Source organism: Arthrobacter sp. YAF34 (assembly GCF_052113245.1).
GTDB lineage: Bacteria > Actinomycetota > Actinomycetes > Actinomycetales > Micrococcaceae > Arthrobacter.
Genome location: NZ_JBFRCV010000006.1, coordinates 189,393 through 216,326 on the forward strand (window position 1 = coordinate 189,393; position 26,934 = coordinate 216,326).

A 26,934-nucleotide genomic window follows, 5' to 3' on the forward strand; every position below is an offset into this window, starting at 1 on the left:
GTTCACCCATTGCGTAGAGGCGTTTCCGATTCGAGCACCGCCATGGCGGCGTTATGCCCGCCGATGGCACTGACGGCTCCGCCGCGCCGGGCACCGGATCCGCACAGCAGGATCTGCGGATCGTCCGTCGCCACGCCCCAGCGGCGCGCCGGGGTGTCCAGCGGTTCGCCGTCTTCCACGAACGGCCAGTCGAGCCCGCCGTGGAAGATGTTGCCGCGGGGCATGCCGACAGCGCGTTCGATGTCCAGGGTGGTCTTGGTTTCGATGCACGGCTGGCCCGCCGAATCCGTCAGGAGCAGATCCTCGATGGGCTCAGCCAGGACCGAGTTAAGGGAGGCCAGGACGGCTGCCTGCAGTTCGGCGCGCCGGTCCTCATTGTTCTCCGCGGTGACCAGCCGGTCCGGGACGTGCAGACCGAATACCGTGAGCGTCTGGGCGCCCGCAGCCCGGAGCTCCGCGGACAGGATGCTGGGGTCCGTCAGGGAGTGGCAGTAGATTTCGCACGGCAGCGGCGAGGGCACCGATCCCTCGGCGGCACTGAGGTAGGCGGAGTCCAGTTGAGTCCAGGTCTCGTTGATGTGGAACGTCCCGCCGAAAGCCGCCTCCGGGCTGACGGACGCGTCCCGGAGCCGGGGAAGCCGGCTGAGCAGGAGGTTGACCTTCACCTGCGCGCCCTCGCGGCGATGGTTCGGGTTTTCGGTGCCGGTGCCGGTTCCGCTGTCCCGCAGCCGGTCCAGGACGGCCGGCGCCACATTGGAGAGGACCCACGGCGCCGAGGCCGAATGGTCCCGGCCGCCGTGGCGGTAGTCCACGACGCCGCCGCCCCGGACGGCCGTGACCTCCGCCGAGGTCAGGATGGTTGCCCCGGCGTCACGGGCGGCGCGCTCCAACTCGCCCGAGACCGCGCCCATGCCGCCCACCGGCACGTCCCAATCGCCGGTCCCGCCGCCGATCAGGTGATACAGGAAGCAGATGTTCTGCTGCAGGTCTTCGTCGTCGGCCCGGGCGAACGTTCCGATCAGCGCATCCGTCAGGACCACGCCCCGGACCAGGTCACTGCCCAGTTCCTTGGCTATGGTCTGTCCGATGGGATGTTCAATCATGGCCTCCCACGCCTCGGCGGCCCCGGCCCGGCCGGCGAGGGCCCGCGCTTCGGACCGCGGCAGCAGCGGCGCGGTCATGGTGGGCCAGAGCGCCTCCGTGAGCTGCCGGCAGGCGGCGTAGAAACGGGTGAAGGCATGGAACTCACCGTCGGGAGCGCCGACGGCGGCGAAGGACGCCGCGGTGGCGGCCTCGTCCCCGTTGTCCACCAGCAGGGCACGGCTGCCGTCTCGGGGGTCGGGGGTGTAGGAGGAATAGCGCCGCCGGGCCAGCTCGATGCGCAGGCCGAGGTCCTCGATAATCTGCCGCGGCAGGAGGCTGACCAGGTACGAGTAGCGCGAGAGCCGGGCATCGACGCCGTCGAACGCGTGCGCGGATATTGCGGCACCGCCCGGGTGCGCCAGCTGCTCCAGAACCAGGACGCGCCGGCCGGCTTTGGCCAGGTATGCTGCGGCGGCCAGGCCGTTGTGGCCGCCGCCGACGATGATCGCGTCAAACGCGCTGGTGCTGATGGGGTTGCTCGACATGGGCCCATCCTGCCATCCGAATCCGCCTGCGGGCGCGAGGCGTCCGGCCACCGGACGGGAGCCGGCTGGCGCAGGCGACGCCGCGAGGTTGCCGGATCTGCCCGGGAACGCAAAAGGCCCCGGTCAGGGACCGGGGCCGAACGCGGAGACGGGGGGATTTGAACCCCCGGTGGAGTTGTGCCCCACACTTCATTAGCAGTGAAGCCCATTCGGCCGCTCTGGCACGTCTCCAATTGCTATTAACTAGCCAACCAAGGATACGCAGAAGGTGCCACGCAGCGCAAAACGGCCGGTCCAAGACATCGCGGGGTCACCTCTGGCCCATGCCGGGGGCCCGGATGGGCGCGAAGCGACCCCGCGTTGCCTGGTGCGTCGGGGGCGCGGGATCAGGCCTCCCGGCCGGCCAGGGCACGCCACAGGAAATGCTGGCTGCGGCTCTGCAGGGCCGCGGCCTGCCGGTTATCCGACGCGCCCGCGTGGCCGCCCTCGAGGGCTTCATGGAACCACACGTTCGGGATGCCCATGGCCTGCATGCGGGCCGCCATTTTCCGGGCCTGGACCGGGCCTACCCGGTCGTCCGAGGTGGCGGTCCAGATGAACGTTTCCGGGTAGTCCACGCCGTCCTTGAGCAGGTGGTAGGGCGAGAACGTCTTCAGGAACTCCCACTGTTCCGGGACATCGGGGTCGCCGTATTCGCCGATCCAGGAATAGCCCGCGGAGAGTTTGGTGTACCGGCGCATGTCCAGGAGCGGGACACCGCAGGACACGGCGCCGAACAACTCCGGGTAGTGCGTGAGCATGTTGCCCACCAGCAGCCCGCCGTTGGAGCCGCCCACGCAGCCGAGCCGTTGCCGCGAAGTGACGCCGCGGGAGATCAGGTCCGCGGCCACGGCGGCGAAGTCCTCGTACGCGCGGTGGCGGTTCCCTTGCAGTGCGGCCCGGTGCCAGGAGGGCCCGTATTCGCCGCCGCCGCGGATGTTCGCCACCACGTAGACCCCGCCGCGGCGGTGCGGCGCCTCGCCCTCGGCGCCGGCGGACTCCGCGGTGCGCCGCTCCAGCCAGGCCCGGCCGATCGCGCCGCTGTAAGCCGGTGTCCGGGAGATCTCGAAGCCCCCATAGCCCGAGAGCTGGGTGGGGTTCTGGCCGTCCAGCACCAGGTCCTTGGCGGCCACCTGGAAGTAGGGGACCTTCGTGCCGTCCTTGGACACGGCGAAGTGCTGCTGGACGTCGTAGTCGGCTTCGTTGAAGAACGACGGCGAGGTCCGGATCACCTCGTGCGTGCTGACCACCCGGGCGCCGGCCCCGGAGCCGCTGTCGCGGCTGAGCGTGCCGCGGGTCAGAGTGGTCGGCGTCGTGAAGCCGGTGGCGACGAGCCAGAAGTCGTTACCCGCGCCCGGCGCCTCGCCCTCGGAAATCACGGCTCCGCCACCGGTGCCGTCGTCGTCCGAGCCTTCGGCGTCGTCTTCGTCATCCACCGCGAAGGCGTTGACGTCGTGCAGGGGCGGGCAGGCGTCCAGAACGGTGGCGGCCCACGCGGAATCCGTCCCCGGTTGCCGCGGATCCAGGACGTGGATTTCCGAGGACACGTCGCGGAGCAGATTCAGCAGCAGGAAGTCCCGTGTCCAGCTCCAGGACTGCAGCGAGGTGTGCGGATCGGGTGTGAAAAGCACCGCGAGGTCCCGGCTGCCGGCGAGGAAGTCCTCGAACCCGGCAGCGAGGAGGGAGCCCGCCGGATGCGTGGTGCCGTTGACGGTCCAGTCGCGCTGCGGGCGGAACAGCAGCCATTCGCGGTGCGAGCTCAGATTCACGTCTGCGGGCACGTCGATCTGCACCCAGGCGCCGTCGCGGAGCACGGAGGTGTTCTTTTCGAAGAAACTGATCCAGTCGACCGCGAACGTGCGTTCGAATCCCGGCGTCGAATCGTGGGCCACGATCGCCATCATGTGGTCCTCGGGGATGTCGAACAGCCGCTCGGCCTGCGCCAGGGATTCCCCCCGGCGCAGCTTCACGCCGGTCCGGGCATAGGACGAGGTGGTCCGCGGCAGGTCAGCGGCGGTCGTGGCGACGAGCAAGGTGTCCCTGTCCAGCCAGGAGGCGTTGCCCTTGCCGGTCGGCAGGTCGAAGCCGCCGTCGGCCGGGTCCACGAAGCCGCGGGCCTCGACGTCGAACTCGCGGTGGCGGTTCGCGTCGCCGCCGTCGGGGGAGAACGCCAGCAGCGCACGCCGGTGCGGTTCGCCCGGAGCAGGTCGGAGGAAGTTGGCTCCGTGGAAGACCCAATCCTGGCCTTCGGCGGCGGCGAGCGCGTCGACATCCAGGAGCACGTCCCACGCGGGCGTCCCGGCCCGGTAGCTGTCCCAGCTGGTCCGCCGCCACAGGCCCTTGGGGTTGTCCCGGTCCTTCCAAAAGTTGTAATACCACTCGCCGTGCTTACCCACCATGGGGATCCGGTCGGTGGAGTCGAGGACCTCCAGGATCCTGCCCTCGAGCTCGGCGTAATCGGCATCCTCGAGGAGCTCCTCGGTGCGGGCGTTCTGTTCACGGACCCAGGCCAGCTGCTCCTGGCCGTAGATGTCCTCCAGCCAGATGTTCTCGTCGACAGGTTCGGGGGAGGTGCCCGCAGCCGGGGCGGTGCCGGTGGCTTGGCCGGGCGCGGACGGGTGATCAGCTTCTGTGGCGGTCATTTTTCCATCCAAGAACATCGGTGCGGCGCTGGCAAGTCACACGGCAGGTCATGCCCGCGGCGGGGTTGCCGATACGCTGGATGCCGTGGGCATATCGCGAAGCATCCGGACGGCAGTGATAGGCGCCGGTCCCCGGGGCACGAGCGTGCTGGAGCGGCTGCTCGCCAACTGGGCCGCCGCCGGTCCCGCCGGAACCCTCCACATCGACGTGATCGATCCGTACCCGGCCGGCCCCGGGCATGTGTGGCAGCCCGGACAGTCGAGGTTGTACCTGATGAACACGCAGTCCTTCTATCCCACGGTCGTCCCCGAAGACCGGGAGCTCGCCGAGCCCCTGGCCGGACGCACCTTCGACCAGTGGCGCGCCTTGCAGCAGCACCAGCCGGAGCCGACGCTGACTGAGGCGGAACGCGCCGAGGTGGCCGGGCTCGGCCCGGCGGACTTCCCCAGCCGCGCCCTGTACGGCCGCTACCTGCGGTCCACCCTTGAGGAGCTGCTCACCCGGCTCCCGGACGGCGTCACCGTGGACTTCCACCCGGCGACGGCGACGTCCGTCCGGCACGGGGCGGAGCCGGGAGATCCGGCGGCCGCACCCGCGCGGACCCCTGTGCGGTTCGACGTCGTCCTCGACGATGGTACGGTGCTGACCGTTGACTCCGTGGTGCTGGCCCTGGGCCACCTCGCCGCGCAGTTGAACGCTGAGCAGCGGGAGCTGCTCGCCGCGGCGAAGGAACTCGGGCTCCTCTACATGCCGCCGGCGGCGCCCGCCGACGTCGACTGGTCCGTGGTGCCCGCCGGCCAGCCCGTCCTGGTGCGCGGCATGGGCCTGAACTTCTTTGACGTCATGGGGCAGCTGACGGAAGGGCGTGGCGGCCGGTTCCTGACCGCCGAGGGCACGAGCGAATTGACGTATCAGCCCTCCGGTCGCGAACCCCACATCATCGCCGCCTCACGCCGCGGGACCCCCTACCGGGCCAAGGCGACGCTCACGGGCTACTACCCGGGCGCCGTCCAGCTGCGGTACTGCACCGAGGCGGCGATCGCGAAGTTTGCCGACTCCGGCATCCGGCCCTCGTTTGACTACGACCTCTGGCCGCTCCTGCACCGCGACGCGATTTGGGCCTACTACTCGACGCTGGCGCGCTCGCAGCCTGGCGCCATCCTGACCGACCCGGCCGAGTTCCTGCGCGCCCTGGAAGAGTCCTTGCGGCCGCACGCGCATTCGGCCGGTAAGTGGGAACACACCACGGAATCGGTCATTGCCGTCCATGTCCGGGAAGCCCAGCGGCTGGACCTGCTCGGCCTGGCGGCGCCGCTGGCCGGACGCTCGTTCGGCTCCCGGGCCGAACTTGACGCCGCCGTCGTGAACTACCTCCTCGATGACGCACGGCGCTCCGCACTTGGCGAGGACGACCCCGTGAAGATGGCGATCGGCGCCCTGCACCATGGCCGGGCTGTGCTCAAGACCGCCGTGGCTGACAGCGGCATCACGGACGAATCCTGGGTGGCAGGCCTCCGCGGCTGGTTCGAGTCATTCGTGGAAGGCCTGGCGAGCGGTCCGCCGGCATTGCGCGCCGCGCAGCTGGCGGCGCTCGCGCGGGCCGGGGTGGTTCGCTTCGTGGGTCCGGATCCCAAGTTCGGCGTGGACCTCCTGGCCCGGGCCTTTACCGCGGCTTCGCCCTGGGTGGGCGGCGGCACCGATGAAAGCGTCGACGGCGGCCCGGAGGCTGCTGGAATGGCCGGTGTAGGTGCCGATGCAGCTGCCGGCAGTGCGCTGGCGGCCGGCGTATCCGCCACGACGATGATTGAGGCGCTGGCGCCCGCCAACCGGGTGGCCGTCAACGCCTCGCCCCTGCTCGAGCAGTTGCTCGCCGAGGGGCTGGTCCGGCCACGGCTCATGATGACCGCGGAGGGAATCCCGGTGCAGACCTCGGGGCTGGACGTCGTTCCGCACCCGTATCGGCCGCTGGGGGCCAACGGCTCCGTGACCGAGGGGCTGTACGTGCTGGGCCTCCAGCTCTCCGCGACGCAATGGGGCACCGCGATCGCCGCCGAGGCCAAGCAGAATCCCGGTCCCGTCTACCGCAGCGGCCAGCGCACCCTGCGCGACGCCGACGAAATCGCCCGCGACATCCTGGACCGCTAGCCGGTACCAGGGTGCCGCCGAATGCCCGCGAAAAATGAGCATGCCCTCCGCTGGCGCCGGGCCCTGGACACTTGGTGCATATGTCCATTGCTGCGGGCCAGGGGAGGGCATATGCCGTGGTCTGGCCGCCGGCGGTGAGCCAGTGAAGGCCCGCGAAAAATGAGCATGCCCTCCGCTGACGCCGGGCGCTGGACACTTGGTGCTTATGTCCATTGCTGCGGGCCAGGAGAGGGCATGCTCACTGGTGTGGGACTGCTAAACAGGGGCTGGTAGCCCGGGGCTACGAAACCCGGGCTAAGGAATCATCCCTTGAGGCATTTCTGGTACTGGATCCAGGCGATGGAGTACTTGATCCACCCGAAGACGTCGTACCACTTCTTCGGCGGAACCGGGGCCGTGCACTTCGGCGGCACGGGGACGCTGGCCGCCACCGTCACCGCAGTTTTCACCACGGTGCCGGATTCGACGGCGGTGAGTACCAGGGTGCCCGTGCCGGCAGCCGCACCCGCGGGAACTTTAACGTTCACCGTGGCGGCGCCGGCCGTCACAGGGACCGTGCCGAGGGACGTCACGGCACCGGCCGCGTCGGTGAACTCGGCGCGCAGCGTGGCATTCACCGGGCTGCCCAGCGAGGTGAGGTCCAGCTTCGAAACCGCCAGGGTGATGGAGTCCCCGCCCTTGACCTCGGCCGCCGTCGTGTTCACGACCGCCACGGAGCGACGGGCGAAGTCCGGCGAAACGGGGTTACGGCCCTGCAGGTAGGCGATCCACGCGTCGCGGTCCACCAGCCCGGAATCCTTGGTGCCGGCGCCTTCCTTGAAAATGCGGAAGTTGTCGCCGCCGGTGGCCAGGAAGTTGAACGTCCCGATCCGGTAGGACTTCGCCGGATCAATCAGCGCACCGTTGACCCGGATCGAGGTGATCCGGTCCCCGGCGGCGCGGGCGGCGTCGTACGTGTAGTTCACGTTCTTGGACAGGCCCAGCTGCTGGTAAGCGCGGCTGGGAACCGTGCCGTCCGGGTTGGTTTGCCACTGCTGCTCCAGCAGGGTCTTGAACTGCGCACCGCTCAGGGACGTGGTCCACAGGTTGTTCACGAACGGCAGCACCGCGTTGGCCTCGGCGTACGTGATGGTGCCGTCGGGCGCGTAGTACAGCTCGTTGCGCAGGCCGCCCGGATTGACGACGCCGATTTCTGCGGCGCCGAGTTCCGGCGCCTTCAGCGCGTCCACGAGAGAGTCCGCGACCAGGTTGCCGAGGGTGGACTCGCTGGCCCGGTCATCACGCACGGCCGGGGAGCCGGCAAACGCAGTGGTGATGTCGGCGGTGAGCTTGCCGACCGGCTGGTTGCCCACCACGGCGGCGTCGGCCAGGGCCTTGTCCACGATGGTCTTGACGGCGGCGACCCGCGGGTAGGCGGCCACCAGATCGGCCGCAGGTTGCACGGCACTCGTGGTGCGCTGGACGTTGCCGGCCTTGTAACCGGTCACCTGCATCGTCTTGGTGTCGATGGTCAGCTGGATCTGGCCGATGAACTCGCCGTAGTTTCCGGTCTGGACAATCGGGCGGGTCTTGCCGGTGGGCTGGCCCGCCGCATCCAGGACCGGCGCATCCCACGCGTACTGCTTGTGGGTGTGGCCGTTGAAGATCGCTGCAACGTCCGGGGTGACCTTCTGGACCATCTTGGCAAAGGGGCCACCGGCGGCGACCTCCTGTTCCAGGGTGGCACCGTCGGGCGCGCCGGACCCGGCGCCGTCGTGGTTCTCCACGATGATGACGTCGGCGAGCTTGGCCGCCTTGATCTTTGCCGCGACCCGGTTGATGGCGTCGACGGGATCGCCGAACTCAAGGCCCGCGATGCCCGACGGTGTGACCAGGGAGGGCACTTCCTGGGTGACGGTGCCGATCACGGCGACCTTGACGCCGTTCATGTCCAGGACCGTGTACTCCGGCAGGACCGGCGTGGTGGTGCCCTTCGTGTAGACGTTGGCACCCAGGTAAGGGAACTTGGCATTGGTGCCGCCGGCGGTGACGCGGTCGCGCAGGTCCGCCCAGCCGCCGTCGAACTCGTGGTTGCCCACCGCGGAGGTGCGCAGGTCCAGGGCGTTCAGCACGTCAATGGTCGGCTGGTCCTTGGCGATCGCTGAGGCAAACAGCGAGGCGCCGATGTTGTCGCCGGCCGAGATGAACGCCGTGGCGCCCGGGGCGGCGGCGGCGCGCAGCTTCTCGATGGTCCCGGCGAAGAACACGGTGTTGGAATCGATGCGGCCATGGAAGTCGTTGATGCCTAGGAAGTTCAGCTCAACGCTGGCCGGGGTGACGGGCAAGTTCAGGCCCACCACCACGGGATCGTGGTCGCTCGCCCGGAACTGGTCCGGAGCGTAGTAGTCGGTGACGTTGTTGTTGTAGCGGCTGTACTCCAACGCCACGGATTCCACAGAGTTGATGTTCCAGATGTCCGCGCCGGTGACGGCGGCGTTGGCCGCCGGGGAGGCGAGGATGTGGTCCAGCGAGCCCACGAGGCCGCCGAACAGGTAGGAGTGCTTGGCGGACCCGTCGGCGTTCTTTGCCTTCTCATCCTGGTTGACGTACCCGGCGCCCGTGAGGACGTTGATCGGATCCTCCTTGGCATAGGAGTTGAAGTCACCGATCAGGAAAACCTTGTCCGTGCCCTTGGACTTCTGCAGTTCGTCGGCGAACGCCAGCAGCGACTTGGCCTGGGCGGTGCGCGCGAGGTTCGAGGCGCCCTGGCCCTTGTCGGTGTCATCCGGCGTGGCGGCGGAGCCCTTGGACTTGAAGTGGTTGGCGATCGCGATGAACTTCTTGTCATCGGAGGCGCCGACCGGCTTGAAGACCTGGGCCATCGGCTTGCGGGCGCTGGCGAACGCGACCGTGTCGTTGTGGATGATGGATTCGCCGATCGGTTCGGCGGCAGCCTTCTTGTAGATGAACGCGGTGCGGATCATGTCCTCGTCCGCCAGCGGGGGTGCGTTGGCGGGCGTGCGGACGTAGTCCCAGATTCCGGGGGTGGCGATGTTCAGGGCCTCCACCAGCTTGGCGAGGGCGTCGTCCCGGTTCTTGCCGAACTGGGCCGAGTTCTCGACCTCCATGAGCGTGACGACGTCGGCCCCGGACTTGGAGATCGCCGCGACGATCTTGTCCTGCTGCCGCTTGAAGTTCTCCGCATTCGCCGCGCCGCGGACGTCGCAGCCGCCCTTGACCGTGATGGGGTTGCCGTCCCGGTCCGGGTAGAACGTGCAGCCGGAGATCTGGTCGCCTGTGGTGGGGAAGTAGTTCAGCACGTTGAAGGAGGCGAGCTTGAGGTTGCCGCCAACGGCCGCGGGGGTGTCCGCGCGCGTGGCGCCGAAGCTGGCTGGCTGGACGGTGTCCGCGTTGGCGGCCGTCAGCTGGGTCAGGGGCTGGAACTTCCAGGCATTGTTTGCGTAGCTGAGCACCACGTTGGTTTTGAACGTCACCGGCGCGCCAACCCGGACGTGATCTGTAGTGCTCAGGTACGGGAGCACCTGGGCCTTGGTGGTGGCGTCCTTGAGGAAGTTCGTGGTGGCGCCGTCGTCGAGCTTGATGGCGCGGGCGGCATTGGCGGCGACGGTGGCCGTGTACTCGGCAGAACCGAAGGGCGCGACGGCGGTGGGCTGCTCCAGCGCGGTGGCGCCGCCGGCCAGGCCGATCTCGCCGTACTGGTTCAGCGAGAAGTTGTCCGCCACGGTGACCGGGCCCTGCGGGGTGAGCAGCATGCCTTCGAGCGATTCACGGAACGCCTCGTCGGCGGGGAGGGTGAAGCCGGTGGCCTTGACCTCGGGGGCGGCTTCGGTGAGCTTCTTCAGATCGGCCGCCGCGGCGACGCTCAGCTGGGTCATGCCGAAGAATTCGCTCACGGCGCCGGTGAGTTCGACGTAGTCGCCGATCTTCACGGAGTCGACCGTGGACGGTGAGTGGACGAACAAAGCGTCCGACGCCGTGTGGTTGGCCGGGGTGAGATCGCCGCCGGTGCCGGGGGCCTGGATGTAGTAGCCGGCGAAGCCCCCGGTGGGGAACGTCGCGGTGACCTTGCCGCGGGTGCTGACCGAGGATCCGGCCAGCGGGCTCGCCGCGCCGGTGCCCTGGATTTCGGCGATGGTCTTGACGGCCGGGGGCGTCCCTGGGCCCGGATCGACCGGTGGATCCACAGGGCCGGCGGCGCCGTTGGCGGCCTTCGGCGTGATGGCTGCGTTGAGCGTGACATCAGCGGAGTTGTTGTTCGTGTCCGCGCCGCTGCTGCGGTTCAGGCTCTTGACGTCGGTGTTGCCCGACGGCGCAGCGGCCGCCTGGGCCTCGAAGGTGTTGGAGGTGCCGTAGCCGAGGAGGTCCGCCACGTTGGCCGGTTCAATGACCGAACCCGTCGGCAGCGGGTTGAGTGCCGCGGCCTGTTTGGCCAGCACGATCGTGCCGCCGCCTCCGGCCGGGTTGAAACCCGTGGCGGTGGCGTCCGCTGCGGGCAGATCCGCGCCGGCCGTGCCGTTGCTGCCGCCCTTGAGCAGGTAGTAGCCCTTGGCCGGGATGCTCCCGGTCAGGGCGGCCACCGAGCTCGGCGCCGCGGTGGCCGTGGCGGCGCGGTACTGGAGGCTCCAGCCCTCCAGCGAGACCGGGGTGTCGGAGCCGTTGTAGAGCTCGACGAACTTGTTCTTGAAGGCAGCGCCGGCACTGCCGCCGCTGAGGTATGCCTCGTTGATGACCACCGGCGAGGTTCCGGCTGCTGCCGGGGAGACCTCCACGGCAAGGGCTGGCGCAGCTGCCAGCGGGGCTGCTATGAGCGCCGCCGACAGGGCTGTGCCCAGCACTGATTTCCAGGGTGTTTGTTTCATCCGCTCTAACTCTCATTAAGGTGCCCCGGGTAAAGGGCAGGGTGCAGTGCGTCCGCCGGGTGCAGCGGACAGTGGCCGGCCTGAACTCCTGGTCAAGTCGTGCCGGGCCCATCCAAACAGGGGTGAATGAACAACGTATGGATTCAACGTGCATTCGGCGGGACGTCCCCCAGCGAGACGTGCCGCAGCCTTCCCGGAGCGGCTCGAAAGCCCCGGGCAACGGTGACTGGTGGTGCACTTGAGCGGTGTCCGGGTGCCTCCACCGGGCGCTCCACAGCAGAATACCGGCCAGTGGTCCTCGGGAGAGGGTCTGGCCGGTATTTCTTCCAACGATTTTTGTAATTGAGCGGGAGGGACCGTCCGGCCCCGCGCGTGTGAACGCCCCGCGATCGGCGGCCCCGGGCGGGCGCGCGGCAGTCTGGGCGGTCTCGGCGGGGCTAGGCGTCCGGAGCGGTTTGGCCTCCCTGTCCGGTGTCCGCCACGATCTTGAACATGGCGCCGCTGGGATCGGTCAGCGTGGCGAGCCGGCCGAACGGGGTGTCCTCGGGTGCGTGGACCACCGTGGCGCCGAGCGAGACGGCCTGTGCCACCGTGGCGTCCGTGTCCTCGACGGCGAAGTAGACCTGCCAGTTAGAGGGAACCTCGGCCGGCAGATGGGCCGATGCGTCCATGATCCCGGCCTTGGCCGACGGGCCTGCGCCCAGGGTGGTGTAGCGGAATTCCGGCGTGTCGCTCATGACGTCGGTGTCCCAGCCGAACACGTCCTGGTAGAACGTGACGGCTGTCGCGTAGTCCTTGGTGTGAAGCTCGTGCCAGGCCGGCGCGCCGGCTTCGGCCGCCAGCTCAAAGCCCTTCATTTCGCCTGGCTGCCACACGCCGATTGACGCCCCGGTGGGGTCCCCGATCATCGCCATGCTGCCCTGTTCGGGAACCACCATGGTGTCCATGTAGACCTGACCGCCGTGCTCGGACGCAGCCTTGACCGTGGCCGCGGCGTCTTCCGTTCGCAGGTACGTGGACCACATGTCCGGCCACGCTGCCTGGTCGGCCTGCTTCTGCATCAAGCCGGCCACGGACTTGCCGTCCTTCGAGGCCGTGATGTAGCCGCCGTACTTTTCTTCGTCACCGGTCTGGTAGGTCCAGCCAAACAGGGCGCCGTAAAACGACTTGGCCTTCTCGGCATCGGATGTCATGAGGTCGATCCAGCACGGTGCGCCGTTGGAGTGGTCGGGTGTAGGCATGAGGGCTCCTGCTCGTTGTGGCGGCCAGGGCATCGTCGCGCGGCCGCTGGACTCTGGTTCGTCGTTGTCCCCGGTTTGTGGGAAATGGGGGTGGTGGGAACTGGGTGGAGACACAGCGAGACTATGACGTGCCACCGACACTTTCAATGGGCCGGCCGGGCGAACTGTTGATCGAATCGGGTCTGAAGTGCTACCCCGGGTGAATGTGCAGCCACTTTGGCGTCTCGGCCAGGCTTAAGGCCCGCGCCGCGGGCGCCGTCTGGGGGCTGGCGACCAGAACGGAGGGGCCGGGATAGAAGTCCTCTTCGAAGGGTCGGAGTCCCAGGGCCGCGCAGTATCGGGCGAGCATTTGCAGCGTGAATCGATCGGTGACCCGCCGCGGGGAGGAGGCGGCAGTCTCCTCGAAAATCTGCTCGGTTCCGGATGCGTCGAAGCGCAGGGGGGACCCGTCCTGAACCAAGTTGTTGGTCCGCACGTAGCTCAGGAAATGGGTCCTCAGCGGCCCGAACATCGAAAACTGGATTCCGCCGTAGGGGGACCGTGGGCCGGGCCCGCTGAAGGGAACGGAGCACAACACAAGCCCCTGACACTTCAGCGCCCGGGACAGGTATCCAACCGGCGGTATTTGGTCGTCACGGCGAGTGCCGCAATCAAGCACAGCGGTCCACTCCGGGTTGCCGGTGGCTATGAGCAGTTCCCGCGGGCGCACTGCGGCGGTAAGGGGCTCAAGGTGAAGGACGTTCTCTACGAGCCCGCCCGACAACGGAGTCACCTTGGCCGCGCCATGGATCTCGGCCCGCCAGACCGTGAACGCCTTAGACGCCGCGTCGAGGGGAACGCGCAGGAAACCAATCTGCGCGGTTACGGGAGCGTATTTGTCATCCAGCAGCGTCATGGTTTCCCCGATCGCATCCTCGTGCCTGAACTATTTGTTTCCCTAGGCAACAGAATAAGCGACAAAAGGCGATAAGACGAGGGTAGGGGCCGCCCGAAGACCAGCTGGCACCCGGATCCTCCGCGGGTGAGACGAGTGAGGCCGGTTGGAGCAATCTCTCGATTGCTCCGACCGGCCTCTGCACCGCGCAAACGCTGCGCTCTCGCGGAAGGTAAGAGATTCGAACTCTTGGTACGGGGTCACCGCACACTGGTTTTCAAGACCAGCTCCATCGGCCGCTCGGACAACCTTCCCTAACGAGTAGTCTTTCATAGGCAGTCGGCTGCCACAAAAACACGCAGTGCTTGCGGACGCGGGCAGCTCCCCGCCCTATTCTGGGGAGAGATGTTGAACGGACCTGGTGACCGCGGCGCACGTGCGCGGAGCCAGTTAGGAATCGGGAGTGCTCCATGAAGGCTGTCTATATCTCAGAGCCCGGCGGACCCGAGGTCCTGGGAGTCCGTGAGGTCGAGGCCCCCGTGGCGGGCCCCGGCGAGGTGCTGATCGACGTCGTTGCCGCGGGCCTCAACCGTGCCGACGTCCAGCAGCGCAAGGGGTTTTACCCCCCGCCCCCGGGTGCCTCGGAGATCCCCGGACTGGAGGTCTCCGGCAGGATTGCGGGATTCGGCCCGGGCGTCACCAAGGCGTTCTCCATGGGGGACAAGGTGGTGGCGCTGCTCTCCGGCGGCGGCTATGCCCAGAAGGTGGCCGTGCCCGCCGGGCAGGTCCTGAGGATCCCCGACGGCGTGGATCTGGTCACGGCGGCATCGCTGCCCGAGGTCGCCGCGACCGTGTATTCCAACCTGATCATGACGGCGCAGCTGCAGGCGGGCGAGACAGTCCTGATCCACGGGGCCACGGGCGGGATTGGCACCATGGCCATCCAGCTCGCGAAGGCTATCGGCGCGCGGGTGGCCACGACGGCCGGGAACGCGGAAAAGGTCGGCACCGCTAAGGCCTTCCTCGGCGCGGACATCGCCATCAACTACACGGAGGAAGACTTCCCCTCGAGCCTGCGCGCGCAGAACGGGGGCAAGGGCGCGGACGTGATCCTCGACGTCGTAGGGGCCAAGTACCTCGCGCAGAACATCGATGCCCTCGCTGACTACGGGCGCCTCGTGGTGATCGGGCTCCAAGGCGGCGCCAAGGCGGAACTGGACCTTGGGCAGCTGCTGCGGAAGCGGGCCGCCATCATCGCCACGGCGCTGCGTCCCCGCCCGGTTGAGGAAAAGACCGTCATCATGAATGCGGTCCGCGACGCCGTCTGGCCGATGCTGACCGATGGCAGGCTCAGGCCCCTCGTGGCCAAGAGCTTCCCGTTGGAGCAGGTCGCCGCCGCGCACACCTACTTCGATTCCGGCGACCACGTGGGCAAGGTCCTGCTGGTCATGTAGCGGGCGCCAGGTAGCCGGGCGGCACCCGGCAGTTGCCTTAAGCCGCAGGTGAGGGACGATTTATTCCGTCCGGAGCATGCGCTTTTTTGCGATTCGGGCGGCAATGACGATACGCTGATTCCATACGCGGTATACACGCGTCTTGGGGCGCGTGTATGCTGTGTGATTTCGTGGCTTTGCGATCCGGGGGGCGCTATGTCGATTCGTCACAGTCTTCTCGCACTTTTGCAGGACCGGCCGCGCTACGGCTATCAGCTCAGGACCGAATTCGAGGACCGCACCGGTTCGTCCTGGCCGCTGAACATCGGGCAGGTCTACACCACCCTTGACCGGCTGGAACGTGACGGGCTGGTCCACAACGACGGCGGCGACGGCGACGGACACGTCATCTACAGCATCACTCCCGAGGGTCGGACCGAAGTCCACGGCTGGTTCGCGGCCCCGGTCTCCCGGGCCAATCCGCCCCGGAACGAACTCGCCATCAAGCTCGCCCTCGGCCTCACTATTCCGGGAACCGACGTCGGGGCCATCATCCAGGCCCAGCGGGCCGTCTCCATCCGGGCGCTCCAGGAATACACCAAGTCCCGCCGCGACACCGCCGCCCTCCAACGTCCCGCGGACACGGCCAGGCTCCTGGTGCTGGACTCGCTGATTTTCCAGACTGAGGCCGAAGTGCGCTGGCTGGACCTGTGCGAGGCCCGCCTGTTGCAACTCAGCAACCTTCAGGCCTAGCCTCCTGGGCTGGCCCACCCCGCCGGGCGCGGCGCCGGCGGGTGAGGACGGCCACGTTGGTAGGGTGCGTGGGGCGGTCCTGTACCGGTGGGCTGCCCGATTGGGTTTCTCGAGGAGGAGACATGGGCACTATGCCAGACGGCAGCACGCACAACAGCACGCACGGCAGCGCGCGGGGCACCGCGGGCGGCACCGCGCAACTGGACGGAATCGTCCCCGACCCGTCCCTTCCGCCGACGTCGGTGGAGGACACCGGCCGCGACTCTGCGGACCGCCAATGGACGCCCGGCAAGATCGCGCTGTGGGCGGCCATCGCACTGCTGGGCGGCGTCGCCTGGTTCATGCTCGCCATCATCCGGGGCGAGACCGTCAACGCCATCTGGTTTGTTTTCGCGTCGGTCTGCACCTACCTGATCGGCTACCGCTTCTACTCCAAGGTCATCGAGCGCTACCTGCTCAAGCCCAACGACCGCCGCGCCACGCCGGCCGAATACAAGGCCGACGGCAAGGACTACGTCCGTACGGACCGTAATGTGCTGTTCGGCCATCACTTCGCCGCCATCGCCGGCGCCGGCCCCCTGGTGGGCCCGGTCATCGCGGCACAGATGGGCTACCTGCCCGGGACGATCTGGATCATCATCGGCGTCGTCCTCGCCGGCGCCGTCCAGGATTACCTCGTCCTGTTCTTCTCCATGCGCCGCGGCGGCCGTTCGCTCGGACAGATGGCCCGCGAGGAACTCGGCGTGGTCGGCGGCACGGCCGCACTCATCGCGACACTGCTCATCATGGTGATCATCGTCGCCATCCTCGCCCTGGTGGTCGTCAACGCCCTGGGTGAGAGCCCCTGGGGCGTCTTCTCGGTGGGCATGACCATTCCGATCGCCCTCTTCATGGGCGTGTACCTGCGGTACCTCAGGCCCGGCAAGGTCATGGAGGTCTCCGTCATCGGGTTCGTGCTGCTCATGGCCGCCATCATCGGCGGCGGTGCGGTGGCAGGGACCGAATGGGGTGCCGCGTTCTTCCACCTGGACAAGGTCACCATCGCCTGGGGCCTCATCATCTACGGCTTCATCGCGGCCATCCTCCCTGTCTGGCTGCTCCTGGCCCCGCGCGACTACCTCTCCACCTTCATGAAGATCGGCGTGATCGTGATGCTGGCCCTGGCCATCATCGTGATCCGTCCCGAGATCACCGTCCCGGCGTTTAGCGAGTTCGCCGGGCGCGACAACGGCCCGGTCTTCTCCGGCGCGCTGTTCCCGTTCCTGTTCGTCACCATCGCCTGCGGCGCACTGTCCGGCTTCCACGCCCTGATCGCCTCCGGCACCACCCCGAAGCTGATTGAAAAGGAACGCCAGACGCGCCTGATCGGCTACGGCGGCATGCTCATGGAATCCTTCGTGGCCATCATGGCGCTCGTGGCCGCCATCTCCATTGACCGCGGCATCTACTTCGCCATGAACGCCCCCGTGGCGCTGACCGGCGGCACGGTCGAGACCGCAGCCGCATGGGTCAACAGCCTGGGCCTGTCCGGGGTCAACATCACCGCCGGCGATCTCACGCAGACGGCCAAGGACGTGGGGGAGCAAAGCATTGTGTCCCGTTCGGGCGGCGCGCCCACGCTCGCCGTTGGTCTTGCCCACATCATGCAACGGTTCATCGGCGGCACCGCCATGATGGCCTTCTGGTACCACTTCGCGATCATGTTCGAGGCCCTGTTCATCCTCACCGCCGTCGACGCCGGCACCCGGGTGGCCCGCTTCATGCTGCAGGACTCGATCGGCAACTTCGTCCCCAAGTTCAAGGAGCACTCCTGGCGGCTGGGCGCCTGGCTCTGCACCGCCGTCATGGTGCTCGCCTGGGGCGCGGTCCTGCTCATGGGCGTCACCGACCCGCTGGGCGGCATCAACACCCTGTTCCCGCTGTTCGGGATCGCTAACCAGCTTCTGGCGGCCATCGCCCTCTCGGTCTGCCTGGCCATCGCCGCCAAGCGCACCGCCCTGAAGTACCTGTGGATCGCAGCGGTGCCGCTGGCGTTCGCCGCCGTCGTGACCATCTCGGCGAGCTTCTACAAGATCTTCTCGCCCGTTCCTGCGGTGGGCTACTTCGCCAACAACGCCGCCTTCGCCAAGGCTCTTGCGGACGGCAAAACATCCTTCGGCACGGCCAAGACCCAGGCTGCGATGGAAGCGGTGGTCCGCAACTCCATGATCCAGGGCTGGCTCTCGGTCATCTTCGTGGTGCTGAGCATCATCGTCATCATCACCGCGGTGATGGCAACCATCACGGCGCTGCGGAACAAGGCCGCGGGACTCCCCAACGCGGAACATGAAGACCCGGCCCAGGCCTCCCGCGTCTTCGCTCCGGCAGGGTTCATTCCCACGGCGGCGGAGCGCGACCTCGTGGCCGAGTGGAACACCCTCCCGGCCGGGCAGCGCCTCGAAAAGTCCGGACACCACTGATGCGGAGCCGGACATGAACGCGGTGCTCGCCGGGTTGCGGGGGTTTGCGGGGTATCTCGGCGGGGTCCTGGGCGCCGACGCCTACCAGAAGTACCTGGCGCATCACGAGGCTCCGGGCCACACCGGCGCTCCGCTGACTGAGCGGGAGTTCTGGCGGGACCGGTCCGACCGGCAGGAGGCCGCCCCGCAGGGGCGGTGCTGCTAAGCGGTGCCGCTGGACGGCGGTGCTGACGGCCGTGCTGCAGTACGGCGGGGTCCGCGTGGCTGGGACGCGTGAGAGTATGAAGCCATGAGCGATCAGCACGACACTCAGCCCGGGGCCCCTGCCGACGAGGTGCCCGTCGAGGGCACCCCTGTGGATGATGGCCTGCCGCTGGCGGGCGAGTCGGTAGCGTCACCGGCTGCGGACCCTGCCGGCGGCCCCGGATCAGGGCCGCGGCCGCCCCGGGGAAGCGAACTTCAGGACCTGGTGGACCAGCCCGCGAAGGTCATGCGGATCGGCACGATGATCAAGCAGCTGCTGGACGAGGTGCGGTCCGCGCCGCTGGACGACGCGGCCCGGGTCCGGCTGGCCGAAATTCACGAGCGCTCCATCAAGGAACTTGAGGACGGCCTTGCCCCGGAGCTCGTGGAGGAGCTCGAGCGGATCAACCTTCCCTTCCCGGATAACGCCACTCCTTCCGACGCGGAACTCCGGATCGCCCAGGCCCAGCTTGTCGGCTGGCTCGAGGGGCTCTTCCACGGCATCCAGACAGCCATCGCTGCCCAGCACGCGGCCCGGGAGCACGCCTATGCCCAGATGCAGCTGCGCCAGCTGCCGCCGGGAACCGTGATCGCGCCGGGCGTCATTATCGGGGAGAACGGCGAACCGGTCCGCGCCGCAGCGCCCAGCCGCGGCGCGGACCCCTCCCAGCCGCCCGAGCCCGCCGACCCGGACCACGGTCCCGGCCAGTACCTCTAGCGCGACCTTGGGCTTCTTCAGCGCAGCACGGCAAGGACGCAGGGACGACGCCGAACTCGGCAAGGGCCTCTGGCGGCGCGCCCATGACCGCTTCAACCGCGGGCTGGACCGCTACCACCAGGTCCTCGAGGGGGTCGAGGACGAGCAGCTTTACGCAGACCTGGTGGACGTCGCCAATGAGCTCTCCGCACTCGCGCCGCGGGTGCGGGCGGTCTGCGTGGAGGCCCAGCGCCGGTATCCCAGCAACGGACTGGATATCCCCGGGCCGCTCGCGGGGGTCCATCGGGCACTCTCCACGGCAGGGAATTCGCTCGCCATGACTGCCGAGGCGGCGGCGATGCTCCGGCTCGCCGTGGGGCCGGGTCCGGCGGGCGCCGCGTCCGTGCGGCGCCGCGCCGACGCCGTCCTGGAACAGGTCCACGACGCCGAACGACGGCTTGCGGAGGCGACCGGCGGCGGCCCGACGCCGGTTATTCCCGGTTAAGCGCCTGGCTTAGCTTTGCCCTGGCACTGGCCGGAGAGCGCCAATGTTGGCAGGATAGTTATATGACTTTTTCACCGGAACTGACTTTCAATGACGGCAACACCATTCCCCAACTGGGCTACGGGGTGTGGCAGGTTGAAGATGACGTGGCCGAAAAGGTGGTAGTCCAGGCGTTCGAGGCAGGCTTCCGCCACATGGACACCGCCAAGATCTACGGCAACGAAGCAGGGGTGGGACGTGCCATTGAACGGTCCGGCCTCAAGCCCGAGGAAATCTTCATCACCACCAAGCTGTGGAACGCGGACCAGGGCTATGAGTCCACGCTGAAGGCGTTCGAAGACTCCATGGAGCGGCTGGGCCTCGAGACGCTGGACCTGTACCTGATCCACTGGATGCAGCCGAAGCAGGACAAGTACGTTGACACTTGGAAGGCCCTTATCGAGCTCCAGAAGCAGGGACGGGTCAAGACGATCGGCGTCTCCAACTTCACCAAGGAGGGCCTGCAGCGCCTCATCGATGAGACCGGAGTGGTTCCGGCCATCAACCAGGTGGAACTGCACCCGTTCTTCAACCAGGCCGACCTGCGCGAATTCAACGCCTCCAAGGGGATCCTCACCCAGGCGTGGTCGCCGCTGGGCCAGGGCGGCGAGCTCCTCGAGAGCCCGGTCATTTCCCAGATTGCCGCCAAGCACGGGGCCACCCCGGCCCAGGTTGTCATCGCCTGGCACCTGGCGGTCGGCAACGTGGTCATCCCGAAGTCGGTGACGGAGTCACGAATCCGCGAGAACTACGCGGCCCTGGACGTCACCCTCGACGAGACCGACATCGAGGCGATCAACGGACTGGACCGCTCGGCCGAAGGCGCCGGCCGGATCGGCCCGGACCCGGCGGTCTCCGACTTCGCCTAAGTCCCCAAACGCCGGCACCGTGGTCCACGGCGAAAGCCGGACTCGCCGGAAGGCGTTCACAGAGGGCCTTCACCCGCACGGGTGGAGGCCCTCTGTGCTGCCCCGTCTGTGCTGCCCCGGGCCATTCCGCCGGCTCCGTCCCTGCCGGCCCCGGATCTGGGGCCGCCGTGGCAGGCGGCATCCCGGACCCGGTCCGCACCGAATCAGGCCGCGGCCCGGCGCTCTTTCGCCCGGATGACATCAATGACAGCCCAGCCGTCCTCGTCCGCAACGCATCTGCTGGCGAAGCGGTCCGCGGCGGCAGCGTCGTCGAAGCTCTCGGAACGGATCCGGCCGCAATCGGCGTCGAGGTAGGTGACGGTGAAACACGGTGCGCCATCGAGTGCCCCGTCCACAGTCTGCTGGAAACTGTGCCGGAGACCTTGCTGGAGATCTTGCTGGACATTTTCTTGGAAACCCTGGTTGTCTTCCATGATTCCAGTGTGGGACCGACCTCTGACAGTGAGGCGTCACGCCTCCGGCGTGTTGCTGAGCCGCAGCACGCGTTCGCGGGCCAGGACTTCCCGTCTGCGTTGCCGGTCGGCGGCCCGCGCCGTCTGCTGCGCCAGCGCCGCTGCCAGCTCATGGCGCTTCCTGGCGTCCTTGAGCCCGGCTTCTGCCAGCTCCAGCCGCCGCCTGAGTTCGCGCGTCTCATCGCCCAGCCGCGAGATTTCCGACGTCGCATCCGCCAGTTCCGCCGCTGCGCGGCTCGCTTCCTCGTTCGCCGCGGCGGCGGACTCTTCGGCCGCCTGCAGGCCCGACCTCGCCCGTTCCACTGCCGACGGCGACGGCGCCATCCGCGCTGGCCCCACCGCCCGGAGCAGGGGCTTCTTCGCCGGCGGTTGCCCGCCGGCAGTAGCACCGCCGCGCGCAGCCCGGGCCGGCAGTTCCGTCCCGCCGCCGGCCGTCAAGCCGCCGGCCGTCCCGCCGTCGACGGTTCCCGGTGCGCCGCCACTGCCTGTGGCGCGGCCAGCAAGACTGCCCGGGACGGCCACCGCGCCGGCGAGATCGACGACGTCGACCCCGTCCGCCGAGAGGGCCCGGAGAAGGCAGCCGCTCTGGACGGCAGCTGCGGCCCCGGGATCGGCCGTAGCGGCCCGCAGGGTTTGTTCAACTTCGGTAGCCACGGGCGCGCCGATCGTCCTGCCCTGCTGTGTTGCCAGGACCTGTGCCGTGGTGACCGCTCCGGCCAGCAGCCGCCGCCGTTCCTGGGCGAGGCGTCGGAGTGCCGCTGCATCCAGGGCCGACTGCGCGGCCTGCATCGATTCCCCCAGTTCGGCCAGCTCCCGCAGGATTTCCGGATGGTGAGCCGCCAGCATGTTCACGGCCCACGCCGCCAGGGAGGGTTTGGGCAGGGCCCGCACATCGGCCGCCAGGGCACGCTGTTCCGCGGGGCTGGCGCCAAGAGAACTGACGCCCTTGGCCGCGGCCGTTCTGGCCGCCACGAATTCGCCGTACGGCAACGCATACAGCGGCCCCGCAATGCCCGCGAGTTCTCGGCTTCCCATGCAAGAATCATAGGAGTCCCGGCCCCGCCGCGAGTTCGCCGCCCCGTCATGAGAACCGGCGGCCCACGTTTTGGAGGAGTTTTCACTTGATCGAAATTGGTGGGCTCCCGGCCCATGTCCTGCTCGTCCACGCCGTGGTGGTCCTCGCGCCCATCGCCGGTCTGGGCGCCATCATCTATGCCCTGGTACGGCGCTGGTGGAGCTACCTGGCGTGGCCCCTGGGGGTGCTTTCGCTGGGGCTGGTCCCAGTGACTCTCCTGACCGCACAGGCCGGCGAGCAATTGCAGGAAGCCCGTCCGGCGTCGGCGCTTGTCCGCGAGCACGCCGAGCAGGGCGACGTGCTCAAAGTGGTCTCCGTGATCTTTTTCGTCCTCGTCGCGGCAATGCTGATGGTCACCTACGAGCCCTTTGGCCGGCGCCTGGCGTTCCTCGGCGGGCTTCGCAGCAACCGGATTGTCCGCGGCGTCCTCCTGGCTGCCGGCGCCGTAGTGGGAGCCTTCTTCATTTACCAGAGCATCATCACGGGTCATTCCGGCGCGGCATCGGTCTGGGCGCGCTAAGTCCGCCCCTTGGCGGACCCGCGGCCCGCTGACGGCCGGGCCCGGTGCAGCGTCACGAGGAGCAGGACCAGGGCCGCCGTCTGGAGTGCGGCCACTGTCCCGATGAGCACCGGCAGGGCGCCGTAGAGTGACCCGTACAACGCGCCGCCCACCAGTGCCCCTGCGCCCTCGAAGGCCGCGAACACCCCGTACGCCGTGCCCCGCCGGGGCTGGGGCACGAGGTCAGCCACCAACGCCTTGACCGTGGAGTCCTGAATGCCCGTGGCCGCACCCCAGACCAGGACGCCCGCCAGCACCAGCCCGGCGGTCGGCGCCAGGGCCAGTACCGGCACCCCCGCAATCAGCACCGGCAGGGACAGGAGTACGGCCGCCCCGGCGCGGTCGTAGAGGACGCCGCTGGCGAGGGCCCCGACGGCGGCGGCCCCCATGGCGCCGGCGTACAGCAGCGGAACCACAGAGACGGGGACCGCGACGTCGGCCGTCAAGTGATAAGAGATGACGCCGAAGGCCACCAGGCCTGCGCTCCAAAGGAATGCAGCCACGGCGAACAATATGAAGACGCTGGAGAACACCGTCGCCGGCCGTCCGGCGGCCTCCTCGCCGGACGGAACTGCGCCCGGGGCCGGCGATCCGGCCGGCCCGGCGTCGGCAGTTGCCGAGTCCGCGCCGGGATCCTGGATCCGGCGACGCAACCAGACCAGAATCGTTAGCGCCGTCACCGACGGAACAACGAGCACCGCGAACGCCGCTGGCAGCGAACCGGTGGCAACCAGCACCGCTGAGACGAGCAGCGGGCCCAGGAGCGCCCCGGCCAGATCGAGGGACTTGTGGACGGCGAAGCCGCGGCCCCGCCCGGCCGGCCCGGCCACCGCAGCGAGCAGGACGGTCTTCGCCGGGCTGCGCACGGCCTTGCCCACCCTGTCCCCGATAATGAGCGCGGCCGCTAGAACCAATCCGAGGGAACCCACGAGCGGCGTCACCGCCAGCAGGGGGACGCACACCACTGTGAGCGCGTAGCCGGCCATCGTGAACGTCCAGTATTTCCCGGTGCGGTCCGCCCACGGTCCGAACACCAGCCGGAGCCCCTGGGAGGCGGCTTCCGCGGCGCCCGTCACGAGACCCACCAACAGTGCGGACGCACCGAGCTGGGCAAGCAGGGGACCACCCAGCGGGCGGGCGCCGTCGGACACCATGTCCGTGGCGAGGCTGACGAGGCCGAAACCGACTACCGCACCCCACAGCGGCCGCCGCCGTATGCCGGGCTCCCCGGCGGGGCGCGCCTGCGGAGATTCCTGCAGGCGGCCTGTCCGTCCGTGGCCGGGCCGTTCCATTCCCTAAGGCTGGCGGACGGTCCGGGAAAAGACAATACGCAGGTCAGGGCCCACTCGCACGGCTGTGGCGCAGCAGGAAATATTGGCAAAAGTGACCCGTTGAGGCCCGCGGCTTGGTACGTTTTCTCAGAGCCGCTCCGCACTGCGCGGGCCGGGGGGACCCACGCCGTCGGATTGAAAGGCTTCACAACCATGAGTGCATCTCAGTAGTACCAGTGTGCCCCCGGGAACCGGCGGGGAGCACCTGATGGCACCGTCCGGCACAGGCCGGACAGCCACCTACCCACGCGGCCATCCCGGTTCCGGGGGAGCACCCCTGCGGACCCGTTAGCCGCCCACACGCCACGCTCTCGGAGGAACTGTGAAGCTATTTTCGACCCCGCCCCGCCACTCGGTCCGGAGGCCTAAACCCGTCGCGGCCGCTCTGATCGGTTCCGCCCTGGCCGGCGTGCTCGCGCTGCCCGTCCTGGCCGTCTCGGCGCAGGCGGCGCCCGCACGCATGGCGTCCCTGACCGTTGCGGCGGCGACCCCCGCGCCCACCGGCTGGCTGCACACCTCCGGCGCCTCCATCCTCGACTCGAACAACGCCCCGTACACGATCAAGGCCGCCTCCTGGTTCGGCCTGGAGACGACCGACTGCGTCCCGCACGGCCTTTGGGGCACCCTCACGATCGACGAAGCCCTGGCCAACATCAAGTCAATGGGGTTCAACACCGTCCGGCTGCCGTTCTCCAACGAGTGCCTGGCCGCGACGTCCATCAAGGGCAGCGTGAACTACTGGGCCAACCGGGCCTACAACCTCGAAGGCAAGACGCCGCTGGACGTCATGGACACCGTGATCGCCCGTGCCAAGGCCAACGGCCTGCAGATCATCCTGGACCGGCACCGCCCGTCCTCGGCCGACCAGTCCCCGCTCTGGTACACCTCCGCCTACCCGGAGTCGAAGTGGATCGCTGACTGGAAGATGCTCGCCGCGCGTTATAAGGACGATCCCACCGTCATCGGCGCCGACCTGCACAACGAACCCGCCGGGGCGGCAACCTGGGGCGGGGCCGCCGCCACAGACTGGCACGCCGCGGCCACCCGCGGAGGCAACGCCGTCCTGGCCGCCAACCCCAACCTGCTGATCATCATCGAAGGCATCGAGAACCAGGGCAACGGCACCTCCACGTGGTGGGGCGGCGGCTTGGCCGACGTCAAGAACAAACCGGTCACCCTGGCCACGCCGAACCGCGTGGTGTACTCCCCGCACGACTACCCGGCATCGCTGTTTGCCCAGAAGTGGTTCAGCGATCCCAGCTATCCGAACAACCTGCCGGGCGTCTGGGACGCCAACTGGGGGTACATCCAGAAGCAGGGCATCGCCCCGATCCTGCTCGGCGAGTTCGGGACCGCGCTGCAGACCACATCGGACAAGCAGTGGATGGAGAAGATCGTCTCCTACCTCGGGACCAACTCCATGAGCTTCGCTTATTGGGCGTTCAATCCGAACAGCGGCCTCACGGGAGGCCTCGTCCAGGCAGACTGGCGCACCCCGGAGGCCGCCAAACTGGCCGCGCTCGCGCCGATCCTGAAGAACGCCTCCGCACCGACGGTGACCCCGACTGCCACCGCCACCCCGACGCCCACGGCCAGTGCCACGCCAACCGCCACCGCGTCGCCGTCGCCCGCACCGACGTCGGGCGCGCCGATCAGCGCGGTCTGGAAGCTCAGCAGTTCGTGGACCGGTGGCTATGTGGCCAACATCGAGGTGACCGGGCTCCGTGCGCCCCTTGGCTGGAGCGTGAGCTGGCCCGATCCGAACGTCACACGGGTGGCTAATTCATGGGGCACTACGTGCACGGTGATTCCCAAGGTGTCGGTAACATGCAGCGGATCGGACTGGGCTACCAAAATCGCCGCCGGCCAGAAACTCTCCGTAGGCCTGCAGGTGGATTCGCTGAAGGCCCCCGTCAACCCGGTACTGACGCTGAAGTAGCCGCTATCGAGAGCCAGTGCCGCGGGTCCGCGGCTCTGCCACGAGCGACCCGGCGTGCCCCCGGGGGACCTCATATCGCCTAGCCGGCGTCGCTCTGGATGCGGTCCTTCACGCTTTGCGGCATGGTCGAGCACGCATCGTTGTCGGCGCGCCGGTCAGCGTGGCTGTCGGCGGTGTCAGTGATGCCGACCGTAGCGACGGCCGCCTGCCATCCGCCCAGGCCGGTGAGCTGCCGGGGAACCCAGACGTTCGCGGCCCCGTTCACCAGGTTCCACACGGCGGGATGGACGCCGTCGCCCAGGTAGATACCGCCGTTGGGGTCCCGTTTGACGAGATCGGGCAGAGGCAGGACACCCATCAGTTGCGCTGACTGATAATCCGACAGGTTCCACGGCGGTGTCGCGAAGTAGTACCAGCTGGCGGCGCAGACACCGTACAGGTGTGGGCCGAACTGGGCATAGTTCAGGTAGAGCTCCAAGGTCCGTTGGGGACTCAGCGTGTAACTGAACTGGGTTGCCAGGACGGCCTCGATGCCTTTGCGGGCGGCGCTCTGGTCATCCCAGAGGAAGATGTTCTTGACCAGCTGCTGGGGGATGGTGGAGCCGCTCGGGTCCGGCTTTCCCTGGAAATACGCCTGCGCCCTGGCCTGGAAGTCTGCGAGGTCGAAGGCGCCCTTGCGGGTACCGAGTTGCTCGTCTTCATGGGCGATGGTCGCGGCGAGCAGGTGCCGGCTCATGTGGTTGATCGAGACGAACTCGTAGACGTTGGGCTCCCCGGCCTCCAGCATGTAAGCGGTGCGCGGCGGGGTCATGCCCATGCTGAACATGAAGGCAATGATCTGGATCAGAACCAACGGGGCGATCAGAGCCAACGCCAGCTTGCGGCGCCACTTCCGTTTGGAACGCTTGCGGGGCTGACCGCCCGGTGGGACCGGCGGCCGGGCCTGCTCCGGTTCCGTCGCCACCTCCGGAGGCGTCCAGTCCGGCACCGGGTAGCGGGTAACTTTGGCCGGCACTGCCTCCCGGCGGTCCTCCGGCGGGACTCTGCCTGCAGGTGAGGGCCGCGGCGGAGTAGGTGGTGCTGGGATATCC

The 26,934-nt window shown here is 68.4% G+C and carries 19 protein-coding genes and 2 tRNA genes; 10 read left to right on the top strand and 11 right to left on the bottom strand.

Translation table 11 applies throughout. From position 1 onward, the window contains the following. Positions 1–2: 2 nt before the first annotated feature. The 3 genes from AB4Y72_RS09720 to AB4Y72_RS09730 all read right to left on the bottom strand — a co-directional run bounded on the left by AB4Y72_RS09720 (position 3) and on the right by AB4Y72_RS09730 (position 4,309). Positions 3–1,628 (bottom strand): phytoene desaturase family protein, encoded by a 1,626-nt coding sequence (locus AB4Y72_RS09720; protein ID WP_441425955.1) that lies wholly within the window; start codon positions 1,626–1,628, stop codon positions 3–5. 143 nt (positions 1,629–1,771) lie between these two features. After that, positions 1,772–1,859 (bottom strand) — tRNA-Ser (locus AB4Y72_RS09725). Between the two features lie 155 nt (positions 1,860–2,014). Further along, positions 2,015–4,309: a prolyl oligopeptidase family serine peptidase gene (locus AB4Y72_RS09730; protein WP_441425956.1), complete on the bottom strand. Its 2,295-nt coding sequence runs from the start codon at positions 4,307–4,309 to the stop codon at positions 2,015–2,017. An 85-nt stretch (positions 4,310–4,394) separates the two neighbouring features. Here AB4Y72_RS09730 and AB4Y72_RS09735 point away from each other — a divergent pair, with 85 nt between their 5' ends. Next, entirely contained in the window at positions 4,395–6,455 is a 2,061-nt protein-coding gene (locus AB4Y72_RS09735) for an FAD/NAD(P)-binding protein (protein ID WP_441425957.1), read from the top strand. Between the two features lie 302 nt (positions 6,456–6,757). Here AB4Y72_RS09735 and AB4Y72_RS09740 read toward each other — a convergent pair whose 3' ends face one another. The 4 genes from AB4Y72_RS09740 to AB4Y72_RS09755 form a co-directional block, all read right to left on the bottom strand. Further along, positions 6,758–11,314 carry an ExeM/NucH family extracellular endonuclease gene (locus tag AB4Y72_RS09740; RefSeq protein ID WP_441425958.1) on the bottom strand — a complete coding sequence of 1,519 codons (4,557 nt, stop codon included), beginning with the start codon at positions 11,312–11,314 and terminating at the stop codon, positions 6,758–6,760. 437 nt (positions 11,315–11,751) lie between these two features. Continuing rightward, positions 11,752–12,555, bottom strand: coding sequence for a VOC family protein (locus tag AB4Y72_RS09745; RefSeq protein WP_441425959.1), 804 nt, complete (start codon positions 12,553–12,555; stop codon positions 11,752–11,754). 190 nt (positions 12,556–12,745) lie between these two features. Further along, positions 12,746–13,450 (bottom strand): hypothetical protein, encoded by a 705-nt coding sequence (locus tag AB4Y72_RS09750; protein WP_441425960.1) that lies wholly within the window; start codon positions 13,448–13,450, stop codon positions 12,746–12,748. A gap of 205 nt (positions 13,451–13,655) precedes the next feature. Further along, positions 13,656–13,743 (bottom strand) — tRNA-Ser (locus tag AB4Y72_RS09755). Positions 13,744–13,899: 156 nt separating this feature from the next. Between AB4Y72_RS09755 and AB4Y72_RS09760 the strand changes: the two genes are divergently transcribed. The 7 genes from AB4Y72_RS09760 to AB4Y72_RS09790 all read left to right on the top strand — a co-directional run bounded on the left by AB4Y72_RS09760 (position 13,900) and on the right by AB4Y72_RS09790 (position 20,427). Beyond that, entirely contained in the window at positions 13,900–14,883 is a 984-nt protein-coding gene (locus AB4Y72_RS09760; protein ID WP_441425961.1) for an NAD(P)H-quinone oxidoreductase, read from the top strand. A gap of 195 nt (positions 14,884–15,078) precedes the next feature. Beyond that, positions 15,079–15,615, top strand: coding sequence for a PadR family transcriptional regulator (locus AB4Y72_RS09765; RefSeq protein WP_441425962.1), 537 nt, complete (start codon positions 15,079–15,081; stop codon positions 15,613–15,615). 122 nt (positions 15,616–15,737) lie between these two features. Then, entirely contained in the window at positions 15,738–18,074 is a 2,337-nt protein-coding gene (locus AB4Y72_RS09770; protein WP_441425963.1) for a carbon starvation CstA family protein, read from the top strand. Between the two features lie 13 nt (positions 18,075–18,087). Next, positions 18,088–18,279 (top strand): YbdD/YjiX family protein, encoded by a 192-nt coding sequence (locus tag AB4Y72_RS09775; RefSeq protein ID WP_441425964.1) that lies wholly within the window; start codon positions 18,088–18,090, stop codon positions 18,277–18,279. Between the two features lie 84 nt (positions 18,280–18,363). Next, positions 18,364–19,035: a bacterial proteasome activator family protein gene (locus tag AB4Y72_RS09780; RefSeq protein WP_441425965.1), complete on the top strand. Its 672-nt coding sequence runs from the start codon at positions 18,364–18,366 to the stop codon at positions 19,033–19,035. A gap of 7 nt (positions 19,036–19,042) precedes the next feature. Then, positions 19,043–19,519, top strand: a complete 477-nt coding sequence (locus AB4Y72_RS09785) for a hypothetical protein (RefSeq protein WP_441425966.1) — start codon at positions 19,043–19,045, stop codon at positions 19,517–19,519. Positions 19,520–19,581: 62 nt separating this feature from the next. Beyond that, on the top strand, positions 19,582–20,427 hold the full coding sequence (locus AB4Y72_RS09790) for an aldo/keto reductase (protein ID WP_441425967.1): 846 nt from the start codon (positions 19,582–19,584) through the stop codon (positions 20,425–20,427). A 203-nt stretch (positions 20,428–20,630) separates the two neighbouring features. On the opposite strand, the gene AB4Y72_RS09795 is transcribed toward AB4Y72_RS09790, so the two are convergent. Together AB4Y72_RS09795 and AB4Y72_RS09800 are read right to left on the bottom strand one after the other, a co-directional pair. Then, a complete protein-coding gene (locus tag AB4Y72_RS09795) occupies positions 20,631–20,900 on the bottom strand; it encodes a hypothetical protein (RefSeq protein ID WP_441425968.1) in 270 nt (89 codons plus the stop codon). Between the two features lie 36 nt (positions 20,901–20,936). Beyond that, positions 20,937–21,974, bottom strand: coding sequence for a hypothetical protein (locus AB4Y72_RS09800; RefSeq protein WP_441425969.1), 1,038 nt, complete (start codon positions 21,972–21,974; stop codon positions 20,937–20,939). Positions 21,975–22,060: 86 nt separating this feature from the next. Here AB4Y72_RS09800 and AB4Y72_RS09805 point away from each other — a divergent pair, with 86 nt between their 5' ends. Further along, a complete protein-coding gene (locus AB4Y72_RS09805; protein WP_441425970.1) occupies positions 22,061–22,534 on the top strand; it encodes a hypothetical protein in 474 nt (157 codons plus the stop codon). On the opposite strand, the gene AB4Y72_RS09810 is transcribed toward AB4Y72_RS09805, so the two are convergent. Then, positions 22,531–23,865, bottom strand: a complete 1,335-nt coding sequence (locus tag AB4Y72_RS09810; protein WP_441425971.1) for an MFS transporter — start codon at positions 23,863–23,865, stop codon at positions 22,531–22,533. The genes AB4Y72_RS09805 and AB4Y72_RS09810 overlap by 4 nt on opposite strands. 361 nt (positions 23,866–24,226) lie before the next feature. Here AB4Y72_RS09810 and AB4Y72_RS09815 point away from each other — a divergent pair, with 361 nt between their 5' ends. Beyond that, positions 24,227–25,843 carry a cellulase family glycosylhydrolase gene (locus tag AB4Y72_RS09815; protein WP_441425972.1) on the top strand — a complete coding sequence of 539 codons (1,617 nt, stop codon included), beginning with the start codon at positions 24,227–24,229 and terminating at the stop codon, positions 25,841–25,843. A gap of 79 nt (positions 25,844–25,922) precedes the next feature. Here the strand turns inward: AB4Y72_RS09815 and AB4Y72_RS09820 are convergent, their stop codons facing one another. Then, complete coding sequence (locus AB4Y72_RS09820) at positions 25,923–26,858, bottom strand: biosynthetic peptidoglycan transglycosylase (protein WP_441425973.1); 936 nt, start codon at positions 26,856–26,858, stop codon at positions 25,923–25,925. Between the last annotated feature and the right edge of the window lie 76 nt (positions 26,859–26,934).

Coding starts and splice junctions, on each gene's coding strand:
- AB4Y72_RS09720 (WP_441425955.1), bottom strand. CDS start 1,628: ATGTCGAGCAACCCCATCAGCACCAGCGCGTTTGACGCGATCATCGTC.
- AB4Y72_RS09730 (WP_441425956.1), bottom strand. CDS start 4,309: ATGACCGCCACAGAAGCTGATCACCCGTCCGCGCCCGGCCAAGCCACC.
- AB4Y72_RS09740 (WP_441425958.1), bottom strand. CDS start 11,314: ATGAAACAAACACCCTGGAAATCAGTGCTGGGCACAGCCCTGTCGGCG.
- AB4Y72_RS09745 (WP_441425959.1), bottom strand. CDS start 12,555: ATGCCTACACCCGACCACTCCAACGGCGCACCGTGCTGGATCGACCTC.
- AB4Y72_RS09750 (WP_441425960.1), bottom strand. CDS start 13,450: ATGACGCTGCTGGATGACAAATACGCTCCCGTAACCGCGCAGATTGGT.
- AB4Y72_RS09760 (WP_441425961.1), top strand. CDS start 13,900: ATGAAGGCTGTCTATATCTCAGAGCCCGGCGGACCCGAGGTCCTGGGA.
- AB4Y72_RS09765 (WP_441425962.1), top strand. CDS start 15,079: ATGTCGATTCGTCACAGTCTTCTCGCACTTTTGCAGGACCGGCCGCGC.
- AB4Y72_RS09770 (WP_441425963.1), top strand. CDS start 15,738: ATGGGCACTATGCCAGACGGCAGCACGCACAACAGCACGCACGGCAGC.
- AB4Y72_RS09775 (WP_441425964.1), top strand. CDS start 18,088: ATGAACGCGGTGCTCGCCGGGTTGCGGGGGTTTGCGGGGTATCTCGGC.
- AB4Y72_RS09780 (WP_441425965.1), top strand. CDS start 18,364: ATGAGCGATCAGCACGACACTCAGCCCGGGGCCCCTGCCGACGAGGTG.
- AB4Y72_RS09790 (WP_441425967.1), top strand. CDS start 19,582: ATGACTTTTTCACCGGAACTGACTTTCAATGACGGCAACACCATTCCC.
- AB4Y72_RS09795 (WP_441425968.1), bottom strand. CDS start 20,900: ATGGAAGACAACCAGGGTTTCCAAGAAAATGTCCAGCAAGATCTCCAG.
- AB4Y72_RS09800 (WP_441425969.1), bottom strand. CDS start 21,974: ATGGGAAGCCGAGAACTCGCGGGCATTGCGGGGCCGCTGTATGCGTTG.
- AB4Y72_RS09810 (WP_441425971.1), bottom strand. CDS start 23,865: ATGGAACGGCCCGGCCACGGACGGACAGGCCGCCTGCAGGAATCTCCG.